The sequence below is a fragment of the Rhodococcus sp. DK176 genome, assembly GCF_038447315.2.
Classification (GTDB): Bacteria; Actinomycetota; Actinomycetes; order Mycobacteriales; family Mycobacteriaceae; genus Rhodococcus_F; species Rhodococcus_F jostii_A.
The window spans coordinates 567,592-581,974 of record NZ_CP118321.2 but is presented as its reverse complement, the minus strand read 5'-3'; the positions used below and the strand labels follow the sequence as shown (position 1 = coordinate 581,974).

The 14,383-nt window shown below is 66.3% G+C and carries 12 protein-coding genes and 1 pseudogene; 6 read left to right on the top strand and 7 right to left on the bottom strand.

Annotation, left to right across the window (positions count from 1 at the left end; translation table 11 throughout):
* Positions 1-8 precede the first annotated feature (8 nt).
* The 4 genes and pseudogenes from PSR88_RS02555 to PSR88_RS02540 form a co-directional block, all read right to left on the bottom strand.
* Positions 9-2,009 (bottom strand): annotated as a pseudogene (locus PSR88_RS02555) (acetoacetate--CoA ligase).
* An 86-nt stretch (positions 2,010-2,095) separates the two neighbouring features.
* The gene (locus tag PSR88_RS02550; protein ID WP_016880924.1) at positions 2,096-3,862 is read right to left on the bottom strand and encodes an FAD-dependent oxidoreductase; all 1,767 of its coding nucleotides are present in this window, start codon (positions 3,860-3,862) and stop codon (positions 2,096-2,098) included.
* Positions 3,855-4,745, bottom strand: coding sequence for a fumarylacetoacetate hydrolase family protein (locus tag PSR88_RS02545; protein WP_009473143.1), 891 nt, complete (start codon positions 4,743-4,745; stop codon positions 3,855-3,857). The genes PSR88_RS02550 and PSR88_RS02545 overlap by 8 nt, the downstream gene beginning before the upstream one ends.
* Before the next feature lie 68 nt (positions 4,746-4,813).
* The gene (locus tag PSR88_RS02540) at positions 4,814-5,386 is read right to left on the bottom strand and encodes a VOC family protein (RefSeq protein ID WP_011593796.1); all 573 of its coding nucleotides are present in this window, start codon (positions 5,384-5,386) and stop codon (positions 4,814-4,816) included.
* Positions 5,387-5,692: 306 nt separating this feature from the next.
* Here PSR88_RS02540 and PSR88_RS02535 point away from each other — a divergent pair, with 306 nt between their 5' ends.
* The 6 genes from PSR88_RS02535 to PSR88_RS02510 all read left to right on the top strand — a co-directional run bounded on the left by PSR88_RS02535 (position 5,693) and on the right by PSR88_RS02510 (position 10,990).
* Positions 5,693-6,970 carry a PucR family transcriptional regulator gene (locus tag PSR88_RS02535; RefSeq protein WP_016880925.1) on the top strand — a complete coding sequence of 426 codons (1,278 nt, stop codon included), beginning with the start codon at positions 5,693-5,695 and terminating at the stop codon, positions 6,968-6,970.
* Between the two features lie 224 nt (positions 6,971-7,194).
* The gene (locus PSR88_RS02530; RefSeq protein WP_009473140.1) at positions 7,195-7,692 is read left to right on the top strand and encodes a flavin reductase family protein; all 498 of its coding nucleotides are present in this window, start codon (positions 7,195-7,197) and stop codon (positions 7,690-7,692) included.
* A gap of 91 nt (positions 7,693-7,783) precedes the next feature.
* Positions 7,784-8,425: a 3,4-dihydroxy-2-butanone-4-phosphate synthase gene (locus PSR88_RS02525; protein WP_016880926.1), complete on the top strand. Its 642-nt coding sequence runs from the start codon at positions 7,784-7,786 to the stop codon at positions 8,423-8,425.
* Positions 8,426-8,565: 140 nt separating this feature from the next.
* Positions 8,566-9,729, top strand: a complete 1,164-nt coding sequence (locus PSR88_RS02520) for an acyl-CoA dehydrogenase family protein (protein WP_016880927.1) — start codon at positions 8,566-8,568, stop codon at positions 9,727-9,729.
* Between the two features lie 168 nt (positions 9,730-9,897).
* Positions 9,898-10,509, top strand: coding sequence for a malonic semialdehyde reductase (locus PSR88_RS02515; RefSeq protein ID WP_016880928.1), 612 nt, complete (start codon positions 9,898-9,900; stop codon positions 10,507-10,509).
* Between the two features lie 100 nt (positions 10,510-10,609).
* A complete protein-coding gene (locus tag PSR88_RS02510) occupies positions 10,610-10,990 on the top strand; it encodes a nuclear transport factor 2 family protein (protein WP_009473137.1) in 381 nt (126 codons plus the stop codon).
* Between the two features lie 277 nt (positions 10,991-11,267).
* On the opposite strand, the gene PSR88_RS02505 is transcribed toward PSR88_RS02510, so the two are convergent.
* The 3 genes from PSR88_RS02505 to PSR88_RS02495 all read right to left on the bottom strand — a co-directional run bounded on the left by PSR88_RS02505 (position 11,268) and on the right by PSR88_RS02495 (position 14,332).
* Positions 11,268-12,221, bottom strand: coding sequence for an AAA family ATPase (locus PSR88_RS02505; protein ID WP_411755664.1), 954 nt, complete (start codon positions 12,219-12,221; stop codon positions 11,268-11,270).
* 611 nt (positions 12,222-12,832) lie between these two features.
* Entirely contained in the window at positions 12,833-13,153 is a 321-nt protein-coding gene (locus PSR88_RS02500) for a WhiB family transcriptional regulator (protein WP_016880931.1), read from the bottom strand.
* A 69-nt stretch (positions 13,154-13,222) separates the two neighbouring features.
* On the bottom strand, positions 13,223-14,332 hold the full coding sequence (locus PSR88_RS02495) for an alcohol dehydrogenase catalytic domain-containing protein (RefSeq protein WP_016880933.1): 1,110 nt from the start codon (positions 14,330-14,332) through the stop codon (positions 13,223-13,225).
* Between the last annotated feature and the right edge of the window lie 51 nt (positions 14,333-14,383).

Genomic DNA, 14,383 nt, shown 5'->3' with positions numbered 1-14,383 from the left:
ACCTGCCCTCAGGTGAGGGTAGAGGTGTCAGCGCGGTGGTCTTGGAACCGCTGCGCGTAGTCGATGTACCAGTCGAGGGCGTCGGTGTCGGCGACCGTGGCGCGGTTGATCGCGGTCTCCGGAGAGACTCCCTGGATCAGCTTCTTGACCGGAATCTCGAGCCGCTTGCCGGTACGGGTGATGGGAATAGCCGGGACGTCGATGATCTCGTCCGGCACGTGCCGGGGCGAGGCCTCCCGGCGGATCGTGGTGCGAATCTTCTCCACGAGCGCGTCGTCGAGGTCGTATCCGTCGCGCAGCACCACGAACAGCGGCATGTGATAGCCACCGTGGGGTAGTTCGGCGCCGATCACCAGCGCCTCGGCGATCTCCGGCAGCGCTTCGACGGCCTGATAGATATCCGCCGACCCCATCCGGACCCCGCCACGGTTGATCGTCGAATCCGACCGCCCGTGGACCACGCAGCCTCCGTCGGCTTCCATGGTGATCCAGTCTCCGTGCCGCCACACCCCGGGGTAGACCTCGAAATAGGCGTCCCGGTACCGGTTTCCGTCCAGGTCGTTCCAGAAGTAGATCGGCATCGACGGCATCGGTGCGGTGATCACCATTTCACCGACTTCCCCGACGACCGCCTCACCGGTCTCGGTCCAGGCCTGCACATCGACCCCCAGGTAGGGGCCCTGCAGTTCTCCCACCCGAACGGGGGAGAGCGGATTGGCGCCGATGAAGCCGGTGGCCACATCGGTGCCGCCGCTGTCGGATCCCAGGTGCACATCCGGGCTGACCGTGTCGTAGATCCACCGCCAGGTGGTGTCCGGCAGCGGGGAACCGGTCGACATGATCGACCGCAACCCCGACAGGTCGAAAGCGGTACCGGGCTCGGTGCCGGCCTTCTCGCACAGCGTCAGATAGGCGGCGCCGGTGCCGAATCGGGTGGCCCCGTAGCGGGCGCAGATCTCGAATTGGTGGTCGGGCCGGCCGTAGGTGGGGCTGCCGTCATAGGTGATGATCGCCGCGCCGGTGACCATGGTGTCGACGAGCATGTTCCACACCACCCAGGCGGTGCTCGCGGCGATGAACACCCGATCGGTGGGGCCGAGGTCATAGTGCAGCGCGTTGGCCTTGAGCGCTTCGAGCAGGATGCCGCCGTGCGAGTGCACAATGCCCTTCGGGAGGCCGGTAGTGCCGGAGCTGTAGAGGATCCACAGCGGATGGTCGAACGGCACCTGCTCGTACTGTGGTGCGGCGTCCCCGACGACCACATCGGCGTACGCGGCGATGTTCGGCCGGGGCTCCCCGGTGAAGGGTAGGCCGAGGTTGTCGACGACGACGGCGTGCCGCACGGTCGGGAGCTGGTCCAGCAGGGTGGCGAAGACGTCTCGGCGGTCGACGCGTTTGCCGTTGAACTGGTAGCCGTCCACCCCGATCAGCACGGTCGGCTCGATCTGCGCGAACCGGTCGACCAGCCCTTTCACACCGAAATCCGGTGCGCAACAGGACTACACCGCACCGACGCTGGCCGCGGCGAGCACCGCGACGACGGTGGGCGCGATGTTCGGAAGCATCGCCGCGATCCGGTCTCCGGGCTGCACACCGATCTTCCGGAAGTGGGCGGCGAGGTTGGCGACTTGCGCGACCAGCTCGGCCCGCGAGAGTTCGCCTGTGGTGCCGGTTTCGTCGACCGAGATGATCGCGGGCCCGGTCCGGTCGGTGTGACGGAGCAGGTTTTCGGCCCAGTTCAGCCGGGTGCCGGGGAACCACCGGGCCCCGGGCATCCGGGGGTCGGAGAGCACCGTCTGCGGTGGAGCCGAGGCGATGACGTCGAAGTACTCCCAGATCGAGAGCCAGAACTTTTCGAGGTCGCTGATCGACCAGCACCACAGCGAGTCGAAGTCGGTAGTGCAGACGTTTTTCTCGGCTGCGAGCCAGTGTTGGTATCGGCTCATGTTCGAAGCCGAGACCCGCTCGGGCGGCGGGGTCCACAACACTTCACGTCCTGGGGCGGTCATTGTTGGTGCGTCCTTTCCGGCTCCCGCCGCCACGGGCAGACGTGGTGTCCTGGTCTGCCCGTGGCGGGAGCGTTCGTGCGGTGGGGTCAGCGTGAGAGCACGGTGCCGAGTGCGCGGGTGAGCTCGTCGGCGGGGTCGGCGACGGCGCCGGTGCTGCGCCAGGCGACGTGGTTGTCCGGTCGGACCAGGATTGCCCCGGTGTCGTCGATCTGGCGAAGTTCACTCCAGCGGCCGGTGGGGTCGGTGTAGTCGGTGCCGGCGCCGATCTGGGCGACCTTGATCTGGACCCCGAACTTGTCGTTGGCCAACCGGGCGGCATCGGACCAGGCGGCACCGTCTGCGGCAGTGATGAGCACGAAGTGAGCGTTGTTGCCGGTGAGGTCGTGGGTGGAGATCTGCCGGCCGTCGTGCTCGAGCCAGGCGTGCGGGAGTCGGTGCCCGGGGCGGGTGGTGGGGTGGTAGTTGTGCCCCATCGGGTCGCGCGGCGGTGCCTCGGTGCCGTCCGGGACGAGGGCCCCGTCGCGGTAGGCGAAGCCGATTTCGAGGTCGTGGGCCTGGAATTCGGTGCGCTGGGTACTGATCACCTCGGCCGCGCGGGCCCGGCGGGTTTCGCCCATCGGGGTGTCGGAGAAGTAGTCCCGGAATACCTGGACCTGGGCTTCGAGCGGCTGGCCGGGGATCAAGCCGAGGCCGGCGTCGACGACCATGTGGTTGAGGAAGGTGAACATGGCCCAGTCGACGTTGCGCATGCCGACGAGGCGGCGTTCGGGCTCGTAGGTGTCGAGCAGGGCGGGGGCGGCGTCACCCTTGATCACCGCGGCCAGTTTCCAGGCCAGGTTGTGGGCGTCCTGGATGGCGGTGTTCAGGCCCAGACCGGTGGTGGGTGGGTGCCGGTGGGCGGCGTCGCCGGCGAGGAAGATCCGGCCGACCTGGTACTTGTCGGCGAGCACCCCTTCGAGGATCCAGTGGCTGACCTTGTGGATCTTCAATTCGAGGTCGGGCAGCTTGAGGAGCTCGCGCAGCCGGGGAACGATTGCCTCTTCGTCGAACCGGGCCGGGTCGTCCGGGCGGAAGGTGAAGTGCAGGACGAATTCTTCTGAGTGCTTGCCCCACGTGGGGCCCATGGCGGCCATGGCGCCGCTGTTCCAGGAGCCGGCGCCCTCGGGGTTGAGCAGCCAGGTGATCAGGACGTCGTCCTCCCACCACTGCGACAGGTCGGCGGTGAAGTGGGTGCTGACCATGTCGAGGATCCCGGTCGGGCCCTCCATTTTCACACCGAGTTCGGGTCCGACGGTCTTGCCGCCGTCGGCGGCGACCATGTACTGGGCGTGGACGGTGTAGGTCTCCTGGGTGTCGCGGTTCAGGACGACGGCGTGGATTCCGTTCTCGTCCTGCTCGAACGAGACGAGTTCGCGGCCGAAGTGGATCGAGTCCGGTGCCCGCTTCTCGGCGTGCTCACGCAGGAGGGGTTCGAGGCGGATCTGCGGGTAGTTGGTGGACGGGCACGGGCTGTCGACCGCGTATGCGCTCTCGAGTCGTCCGCCGCCGAACGATTCGAGGGTGTACAGGGTGCGGCCGTCCAGTTCGCCGTCGCCGCCGAGGGAGGTGACCCACCGGGTCTTGCCCATGTTCTTCGGTGGGGTGCCCACCGCGTAGATCGAGTCCGCGACGCCGACCTGGCGCAGCACCTCCATCGTGCGCTGGTTGAGGTAGTGGGCCTTGGGCAGATGGGAGGTGCTGGTGTGCCGCTCGACGAGGTGGTGGTCGATGCCGTGTTCGGACAGCAGGATCGAGGTGGTCAATCCACACCCGCCTCCGCCGACGATGAGGACGGGAACGGTGATCTCAGACATGGCTGGTGCTCCTGGAAACAGTGGTGAGTGGGTGCGGGCGGGTTGCGGCGGTGAAGTGGTGCCGCATCTCGCCGATGGTGTCGGCGCGGCTGACGAGTTCGTCGTCGACACCGATGAGCCGTTTTGGATCTCGGGTGAAGCCGATACCCGATGGGGTGCCGGTGAAGATGAGGTCGCCGGGGCGCAGCGGCAGGATCGACGACAGGTAGGACACGAGGACCGGGATCGGGAAAATCAGGTGCCGGGTGCGCGAGTTCTGCATCAGCTCGCCCGACAGAATCGTGCTGACCTCGATGTCGTCGGGGTCGGCGAATTCGTCCGGGGTGACCAGGACCGGCCCGATCGGGGCGAAACCGGCGAACGATTTGCCGAGGGTGAATTGCTGGGGTGGGGGACCGGACAGCTGCAGGTCCCGCTCGGACAGGTCCTGGCCGAGGGTCAGCCCGGCCACATACTCCCAGCCCTCGGCGACGGGAACGTGTCGGGCTTCCTTGCCGATGACCGCCACGAGTTCGACTTCGAAATCCACTGACCCGCCGGGGTGTTCGATGGTGTCGTAGGGCCCGGTGATCGAGGCGGGGAACTTGGTGAATACGAAAGGGGCGTCGGGCAGTGTCAGCCCGGATTCCTCGACGTGGTCGGCGTAGTTCACGCCGATCGCGAAGATCTGGCCGGGCCGGGGGACCGGGGCGCCCAGCTCGGACTCGACCACCGGCGCCCCGGCGGCGAAATTCACCGTGGCTGCCCATGCGGTGAACTCGTCCCATCGGTCGAAGATCTGCTGGGGTTCGGCGGAAAAGCGGCCCCCGCTGGCCGTCTCGACGTCGACGGCGATGCCGTCCGCCACGATCTGGAGCCGGCCGGCCTGGTTTGCCACACGCATGAGAAGTCCTTCGGGTGATCGATCGGAAAGATGCTGATTCGTCGGGCCGAGCGTGAGCTCGCGTGCGGTCAGCTGGTCAGTGCCGCCATCGGGTCGGGCAGGTCCGGGCTGGTCTGCAGGGCCCAGGAGTGGGTGGTGATCTCCGAGACCGGGGTGCCCTGGGCGAGTGCCTGCCGCATCGCCTCCGGGACGAACGACACTCCGACCGGGTTGTTGCCGTATTCGGGGCCGTTCATGTAGGCCGTCGCCTCGTCCGGCGTCGCGAAGTTGTCGATCTGCAGTTCGACGAAGTTGCCGTCCGGGTCCTGGTAGTACAGCGAGGTCGTTACCCCGTGCTGGATCGGCACCTTCGGTTCGATCCCCTTTTCCTTGAGCGAGTCGTAGCGATCGAGCAGATCGTCGAGTGTGTCGAAGGTGTAGGCGGTGTGGTGCATGCCCGCTGCACCCGGATTGCGCGGTTCGAGCTGCACCGGGGCGCCCAGCAGCGCGACCCGGTGGTGCTCCTCGTCGAAGGTGATGAAGCACAAGCCGTGCCCTTCGTAGACCACGTGCGCGTCCAGCACGGTGCAGTACCAGTCGCGCATCTCCTCGAATCGGCTGGTCTGCAGCACGACGTGCGCGAACTTGGGAGTGGCGGTCATCGTTGACTCCTTCGATACTCGCGGTCGGCGACCGCGAGGGGATATGTGGACACCGGACTACGGAAGGTCCGTTCGTCGGCTACGTGTGCCTACCTGGCGCTGGTGCTATACCTGATAACAGTCGGTGCGCCGACCTGTGCCGAAGACTTCTCTGTGGTCCCCGTCACGTAGTGGTCTCCCCATTTCACGAAATTCCACCGGAGATGGCTACGGGCTACGGAACAGGAACTGCGGGGGAAATTGGTTTACAGACCAAAACAGCTGGTGTGCTCGTTGTACCGTGGAGGCGGATCGGAAGGATGTTGAGTGCCGCATTGGACTGGTGAACTTTCGGGAACACGGGCCCGGCAATCGGAGCTCGAGTGGCTCAGTCCGGACGCCGACCGGATTCGCGCCGTGCTCGGCGACGGTGCGGTCACCTGGGCTGTCGAAGTCGGTCAGGACATCGCCGCCAAGATCTCCCGAAAAGTGCCGGCGGTGGGCGAGGGTGCGCTACCCCTGGACGCGATCCGGCGGGCCACCACAGCGACCGTGTGTCGAGCCCTGACACTGGTCGCCGGCCTCGGCGAGTCGGAGACGTCGCTGGCCAGCGCCGAGGTGGAGGAGATCGCCAGAGACTTCGCCCGTCGAGGCATGGAGCTCGACGACCTGCTCCGGACCATCCGCGTCGGGTACGCCGTGCTGGCGGCCGCACTTCTCGACGCGGTCACCCGCCTGATTCCACCGAGCGAGAGCGGCACCGAGATGCGCCGGATCTCGCTGCTGCTCTTCGAGGTGCTCGACGATTTCACCGGGGTGGCCGCGTCGGCTTTCCTCGAGGAGCAGAGCGCGTGGGCCGCGGGAGTATCCGCAGCGCGACTCGATCTCGTCACCAAGATCATCGCCGCGGACCCCATCGAATCCGCCCACGCCGAACAGGTCCTCGGCTACCCCCTCGGCGGCCACCACGTGGCCCTCATCGCCTGGAGTGGCCCGCACTCGGGCCATGACCTGCGGGCCGTCGTCGACCCGGTGCTACGACAGTGGGGAACACCGACCGCATCATTGGTGATCCCCGTCGGCCTGCAGGCGATCTGGGCGTGGGGTGCCATCACCCCTGACCCAACGCGCGCGCTGACGTCCACCCTGCCCGCCTTCGGCGACACTTTCGTCGTGACCGGCCAACTCGGCTCCGGGATCGACGGATTCCGCAGAAGTCACCTCGAGGCCCGCGCGGTCGAGCGGCTGGTTCGCCTGCGGGTCGGTCATCCACCCACCACCACCGCTCACGAGCACATCGCCCTCGAAGTGCTCCTCCTTGCCGATCCGGAAGCCGCGGTGCAGTTCGCCTCCCGACTGCTCGGCCCACTCGCGGGCAACGACCCCCGCATGGCCGATCTGCGTTCGACCCTGAGCCTCTACCTCGACATGGACCACAGTCTGGCCAAAGTCGCGACGGCAGAGCATATTTCCAAGAACACAGTGACCTATCGAGTGCAGAAGGCATTGAGTCTGTGCACGCCTTCAGGTGGATCGAGCACGGACCTGCGGGCAGCGCTGCGCATCTACGAGTGGCTTCGAGACGCCCCCATCGCACAGTGCTAGCTGTCGCAGGTCGGTGAGCCGCCGGTCCCCGATTGGTCTAGAAACCAAAAGACGGCGACAACCCTGGGTTCTGCAGTAGTGCGAACCACGCAACTCATGCGGTCTACTTGTGGTGTAGGACACACCAGATCCCGGTGGCGAGAGTCCACAAAGCCCAGAGACGGAAAACCGTCCCTTCGCCGGGAATCGCGGTAAGAACCGCAGTCGACAGAAGGAAGTCTACGATGCACACCCCCTTGAGTCCTGTCCAGGAAACGTTCAAGGACGTGATGTCACACGTGGCCACTCCGGTCGCCGTCGTGACCTCCATGGACGGCGGCCTGCCCTTCGGTACCACCGTCAGCGCCTTCACCTCCCTGTCGATGACACCCCCGATGGTCCTGGTCTCACTGGATCGAGGATCGGAGACGCTCGAACTGATCACGGCGTCGAAGAAGTTCGGATTGAACGTGCTGGCCAGCGATCAACAAGGCACCGCGCTCAAGTTCGCGAAGAAGGGCGGAATCGGCAAGTTCCAGGGCGTGCGGTGGGAGATCGACCACGACCTTCCCCGAATCGCGGGCGCCGCCGGCTGGATCGCCTGTCACGTTGACCAGTTCGTCGAGGGCGGCGACCACGTGGTCGTGCTCGGCACCGTCGTCGCAGCAGAGAACAACTACAGCGATCCGCTCACCTACCACCGCCGCGTCTTCGGCACGCACTCGGCGCTCGAATCCGCATAACCCGACCGCACGATCACGGCGTCGCCGCGACCAACTTCACCAAGCCGTATCGCCCACCGCAGCAAGATTATTCGCACCAGGAAGGCACGCCATGACGACCTCGTTCGCGCCCCGCGCCCCACGCCAACGGTCATGGTCGACGATCGCCGCCGGTAGCCGCGCCCTCGCCGCCGGTGAGCTGATCATCCTCAGCCATCTCCGCCGCGTCGTGCTCGTCGGGTCCGCCTCCGCCGTGACCACCGAGCAGATGGCCTTTCTGATTCGCCACACCACCGGATTTCTGCAGGTGGCGCTGCACGAACGGATCTGTGACCTTCTCGTTCTGCCGGAAGCGACCCCGACGGTTCGGACCAGTTCCACACTCGGCCATGGCCAATGTGTCACCGTCGACGCCGCTGCCGGTATTACCACCGGGATCTCCGGCGCCGACCGGGCGCGTACGGCCCGCATCCTCGCCGACCCGGCCACGGGCCCCGGCGACCTCACCCGGCCCGGGCACCTGGTCCCGGTGCGCGTGACACCCACAGAGTTTCGTACGCGTCAGACCACCGCGTCCCTCGCCCTCGCGCTCACCGACGCTACAGCCACCCAATGCTCGGGCGCGGTATTCGCCGACCTCGACGGCATCGCCGACCCGATCAGTGTCGGCGATCGACACGATGCCGAGATCCTCGCCGACCGGTACGGACTGACACTCGTCGCCGGCCCGGACCTGAAGGGCAACGTCCGCTGACACCCCGGCCGTGCCGCACCTGACCCCCAGACCCGACCCCCCAGCATCCGCACACCACCGGCGCGGTCCCCGCACGCCCTGAGCTGTGTCTCTCGCGCCCCATCCCACGAGACAGCCACTCACCCACACCGGAGGAAACAATGGACATCACCCGCACCGAACTCATGGACCGGGTCCACGCCCTGGTACCGGCCTTCGCCGAACGCGCCCAGAAGACCGAGGAAAACCGTGCTCCCCTCGACGAGACGATCACCGACCTCATCGACTCGGGAATCCTGGCCACGCTGACCCCCAAGGAGTACGGCGGACTCGAACTCGGACTCGACGTCGCCGCCGAGATCGTCCGCACCATCAGCGCGGCCTGCCCGTCGACCGGCTGGGTCACCTCCTTCTACATCGGAGCGGCCTGGCGAGTGAACATCTTCACCGAACAGGCCCAACGAGAAGTGTTCGCTGACAAGCCCTACACCCTCACCGCCGGTACCGCGGCCCCGCTGGGACAGGTGCAGAAGGTTGACGGCGGCTACCGCATCACCGGGCAGACGGCCTGGAACTCCGGATCGGTGCACGCGGAATGGTTCACCTTCGCAGGCGTCGTATTCGAGGAGGGCAGCGCCCCCACCCCGTTGTGGTTCCTCGTGCCCCGTGAGGACGTCAAGATCCTCGACACCTGGTTCATCGCCGGCATGGCCGGGACCGGCAGCAATGACATCAGCGTCGACGACGTGTTCGTCCCGGACTACCGCACCGGACCGTTCGACCTCGCCCTCGCCGGTACTGCGCCCGGGCAGCTGATCCACCCCAACCCCATGTACCACCTGCCCTTCCTGCCGTTCGCGATGGCCGAGGTCACCCCGGTCGTCGTCGGTGCTCTGCGCGGGGCGGCGGACACGTTCGTCCAGCGCACCCGGGACCGGCAGGGAACCATCAGCCAGGAGAGGGCCTCCGGCAAACAGGCCGCCCAGATGCGGCTCGGCCGGGCGCTGGCCGCCGCGGACGCTGCCGAAACACTCCTCGACGCCTTCTTCGAACGCCTCACCGCACAGCGACCCGAGCAGTCCGACCCCCGCGATCGTGCCGAGATGAAGCTCAAGGCAGCATATCTGGCAGATCTGGCCCGCACCGCACTCAACGACATGGTGCGCGGAATCGGCGGCGACGGATACCGGAATTCGGCACCGATCCAGCGATTCTTCCGTGACCTGTCCGTGCTGTCGGTGCACGCCTTCCTCGACATCGACACGGCTTCGGAAACCATCGGCCGGTTCACCCTCGACCTGCCCGTGTCCGATCCGCTCCTCTGACGAGCTGTCGCTACCACCTCACCCGAGCCTCGGTCGCGGCTCCACCACGGCCGACTCGGGAGGGGCAGCCGAGACCCGGACCCCATGACCCCAATGATGCGCCCACCGGCCGGACACCCGGTGAATCGGCATCGACCGGCGCAGGATCTGGAGAACAGGAACAGACACATGGTCGGCAGTAACTCGACGATCGAACGCCTCGATGACGCAGCCAGAGACCTGCTGTTCGCGGAAGCACGAACAGTCAACAACTTCGCACCGACCCCGGTCAGCGATGCCGAACTCGCGCAGATCTGGGAAATGGCCCGCTGGGCGCCGACGGCCGCGAACTCCCAACCGCTGCGCGTGCAATACGTGCGCACCGACGACGCCCGCCGCAGACTGATCGAGCACCTGGACGAGGGCAACCGTGAGAAGACGGCGTCAGCTCCCGTCACCGTGATTCTTGCGGTAGACAGCGGATTTCACGAGCACCTTCCCCATCTGCTGCCGATCCGGCCGCAGATCCGCGAGGTCTTCGCCGACAACGACGCGCTGCGCGAGCGCACCGGCAATTTCAACGCTGCCCTGCAGGCGGGGTACCTCATCCTCGCAATCCGTGCCGCCGGTCTGGCGGCCGGGCCGATGGCCGGATTCGACCCCACAGGAATGGACACCGAGTTCTTCTCCGGAACAACCTGGAGATCGATCCTGGTCGTCAACATCGGACACCCCGGTGAGAATCCGTGGTTCGAGCGTCTCCCCAGACTCGATCCCGCAGAGACCGTGCACTGGGCATGAGGGCTGTAGACGGCTTCCCCGGGGCGTGCCCACCTCCAATTCAGAACGACCCCAACACTGCCGGGGTCTCCGTCACATCACCAGAGAAAGAGAGTCCGCGATGACCACAGCCACGACCGAGGTCGAGACCACCCGCAAACTTCTCCAAGCCGCCGACACCGACATCGCAGAATTCTTCGACTACTTCTCCGACGACTGCGTCTTCCGCATGGGCAACAACGCCCCCGTCATCGGCAAGAGCGCCATCCAATCCTGGGTAGCGCAATACCTGACCTCGGTGGCGTCGATGCGCCACGAGATCATCGAACAATGGTCGGAGGGCACCGTAGCCGCGCTCCGGGTGGAGGTCACCTACACGTTGCAGAACGGTGAATCCTTCACACTCCCGGCCGTGACGCGCACCCGCGTCGAGAACAACAAGGTCACCGAATACCTGATCTTCATGGACCCCAGCCCCGTTATCTCTGGCACCACGCAATAGGGCTTCTATGAGCCGGCCCCCGCCTCCGGGGGCCGGCTCCTGTCTGCGGACATCGGGGAGGACTCTCGAGGCCCCACGACCTCCAGTTCACGTGACGAAGCACAAGCATCTCTTCCCGCCGCAAATGAATGCTATTGGGGTACAAACATTGTCGCGTTTGCGAGTCATGGGGCACCCGCCCCGGAGGAGGTCGCGGTGACGGTTTCACAGGCACAACATCCAGCGCGGTTGCTCCGACCGCGAGATGACGATGCCCTGCGCGCCCAGCTACGCGTCATCACGGCGGGGTTTGCCACACCCGCGGTGGTATTCGGCGGCTCCGTCTCGGGGGGAACCCTGAAGATCTCCGAAACACTGGGCACCAGAACTGCCGGACTGCGCGGCCTGCTGATTTCACCGATGTTGGGCCTCGGGGGGCGCGCGATGACCCAGCTCCGGCCCCAGCGGGGATGCTGGTCGCCAGCAGGAATTCGAGAATGCGCGGTTCGACGGCGTCGAGCACGTTCTCGACCAGGTATTCGCCGATCGTCCGGTGCCGTCCGGACAGGTGGTCGATCAGCAACCGTGGATCCTTTGCGTCACGCAGGGACAGCGATGCTGGCTGGAGGGCCGCCACCGACCCATCTGTCGAGGCCGTCAACCGGTCGATCTCAGAATCGGCGAGGACCAGCCCGTTCACGTCAACGAGAAAGCGTTTCGATTCGTCCGGGGCGAAGCGCAATGCCTCCGGCCCGACTTCGACCAGCTCATCGCGCACCCGCATCCGGCTTAAGGGGAGGCCGGTTTGGGTTCTGCTAGTGACCACGAACTGGAGGTGGTGGCATCCGTTATCGAGCAAATATCCCAACGCAGCGATCGTGCCCGGCTCGGTGACCCGATGCCAGTCATCGAGGATCACGGCGACGCGGTCGCCCCCGGCATGAATATCGTTGATCAGATTCGTCAGCACGTACTGCTGGGCCCGATCGCCGTGTTCTTCGAGGACCTGACCCAAATCTTGGGACAGCTCAGGCCGCACCCGGCGGAGGGCTTCGATCAGATGCCCAAGGAACCACACCACATTGTTGTCATCGGTATCGATGGTCAGCCACGCCGCGCTCACTCCGTCGGCGGTCAGTGCCTGCTGCCATTGGGAAGCGAGGGTCGACTTGCCGTAGCCGGCCGGGGCATGGATCACGGTCAACCGTGGGCGCCGACCGTCCTCACGCATGTCGATCAACCGTTGTCGCACCACCGGAACCTTGGCCGCGATGGGGGGCCGAAACCGAGTGGCCGGTGTCGGCGGCGTCAGAGCCCGGCCTGACCCAGGACGCGACCCGATATCGGCGGGTCGCTGAGTCTCGTCCGTTTCGAGACCGACCGCGCGTTGGGTGTTCGCCGATTCACCAGTCCCCATGGGTAGGGCCATCGCATCCACCGCGAAGCCGGCGCGGAGCTGCGTCCGTCGTAAACAACATCCGCGGCAGATACAGTTGCCGGTGGGTTGCGAGTCAGACCATGCGGCATCGGCTGCGATCCCGGGTAGAGCAAGTGACTCTTCATCACTGGGTTCGCGGGGTTCTGCCGCCCTGTCTGTCGCATGAGCGTCTTTGTCCGACAGCGACGCTGGGGTGCTGAGACTGCTATCGCAAATCTGGCCGGTGATTAGTTCAGCGGTGCTCAGCGTCGTCCTCGATTGCAATCAGAACCGTCCATCGCATGACCGTGTACGAGTGTGCGAGCGCGGCCACGGGTCTCTGCAGTGGTGCCGACGGCCACCCGCTGACGACGCTGATTCCGGCGCTCACGGCGTGGAGGCGGAGGATCGGCGTGGGTATTTCCCTGTTCGTCGGGATCGGCCTGTCACGCGCTGCGCTCGGTGGTGTTGTCGGCACGGCCACGGCCGCGGCCGAGGATGCGGTCGCGGTCCTCTTCGGACATCCCGCCCCAGATCCCGAAGGGTTCTCGCACGGCGAGCGCGTAGTCCCGGCATGGCCGTTGGACGGGGCATTGGGAGCAGATCTTCTTGGCCTCGTGGATGCGCTTCTGCCGTTTGGGTCCGCGTTCGTTGGTGGGGTGGAAGAACAGGGCAGGACTGACGATCCGGCACGTCGCGGCGAGGCGCCAGTTCAGTTCCTCGGGCTCGGGTAGGTCGCTTTGTCTGACGGTTCGATAGGCCCGCACAGCGGTGCTCCTTTTGCTGGAGGGCGGTCGAGCGCCCCGCACCGGTGGGTGATGCGGGGCGCCGGCGGATCAGGGGACGCTGACGAAGTTGGTGAAGCCGCCGTGCCGGGCCGGGAGGTCGGCGAGAGCTTCGTTGATCTTCTCGAGCGGGAAGCTGTGGTGCTCGAACACCGACAGGTCGAGGACCCCGGCGCCGGCGAGGTCGGCCATGTCTTGGGCCTCGGCGGTGGAGAACCACAGGCTGCCGAGGACGCTGATCTGGCTGCACATCAGCGAGAACATGTCCAGCGGTGGGCGTTCCATCATGCCACCGATGTCGACGGCCACGCCGCCGCGGCGCAGGGTGGTGATGGCGTCGAGGAACGATTCTGCCGGTGCGCCGGGGCCGAGTGAGTCGATGACGATGTCGACGCCCTCCCCGTTGTTGTGTTCGCGCACCCAGCTGCGCAGGTCGCCCTCGCCGACAGGCAGGACGTGGATGCGGTCGGGGGCGATGGATCGGACGTCCTCGAGGAGATCGGCGTTACGGCCGGTGCCGAAGATGTGGCTCGCACCGAGCGCGAGGGCGCTCAGGCAGGTACCCAGACCCAGGGTTCCGGAGATGCCATCGATCAGCACGGTGGAGCCGGCGCCGGCGCCGGCCTTGCACAGGGCCGAGTAACCGGTACCGAGGTAGCCGAATCGGGCGCCTTCCTCGAAGCTGACGGAGTCGGGCAGCTTCACCAGATTGCGTTGCGGCGCAGTCAGATACTCACCGAGCCCGCCGTAGGGGTAGGCGTCGAAGATTTGCTGGCCGTCGGCGCCGAAGGAGAAGTAGCCCATGAAGGTGTACTTGTCGCAGTTCTGATCGTGCCCCTGCCGGCAGGCGCGGCAGCCGCCGCAGGAGATTCCGGGGTTGACGTAGACGCGGTCGCCGACGGCGACGTCGGTGACGTGGCTGCCGACGGCGGCGACGACGCCGGCGGAGTCGAGGCCGAAGATGGCGGGGAGCTTCGGAAGCGGCAGGTAGGGGAACCATTCGCTGTAGGTGGCGAGCACGTTGGACAGGTTCGGTACGACGTTGCAGGCCTTGACCTGCACCAGCACGTCGGTGGCCCGCGGTTCGGGGGTCGGGAGTTCCTCGATCTGCATCGGCTGATTGATCTCGTGGAGGCGGGCAACGCGCATGGTCGACTTCATGAAGGGAACTCCTGAGTGGTGGTTCGTCTGGCTGGATAGCGGGATGTCGGG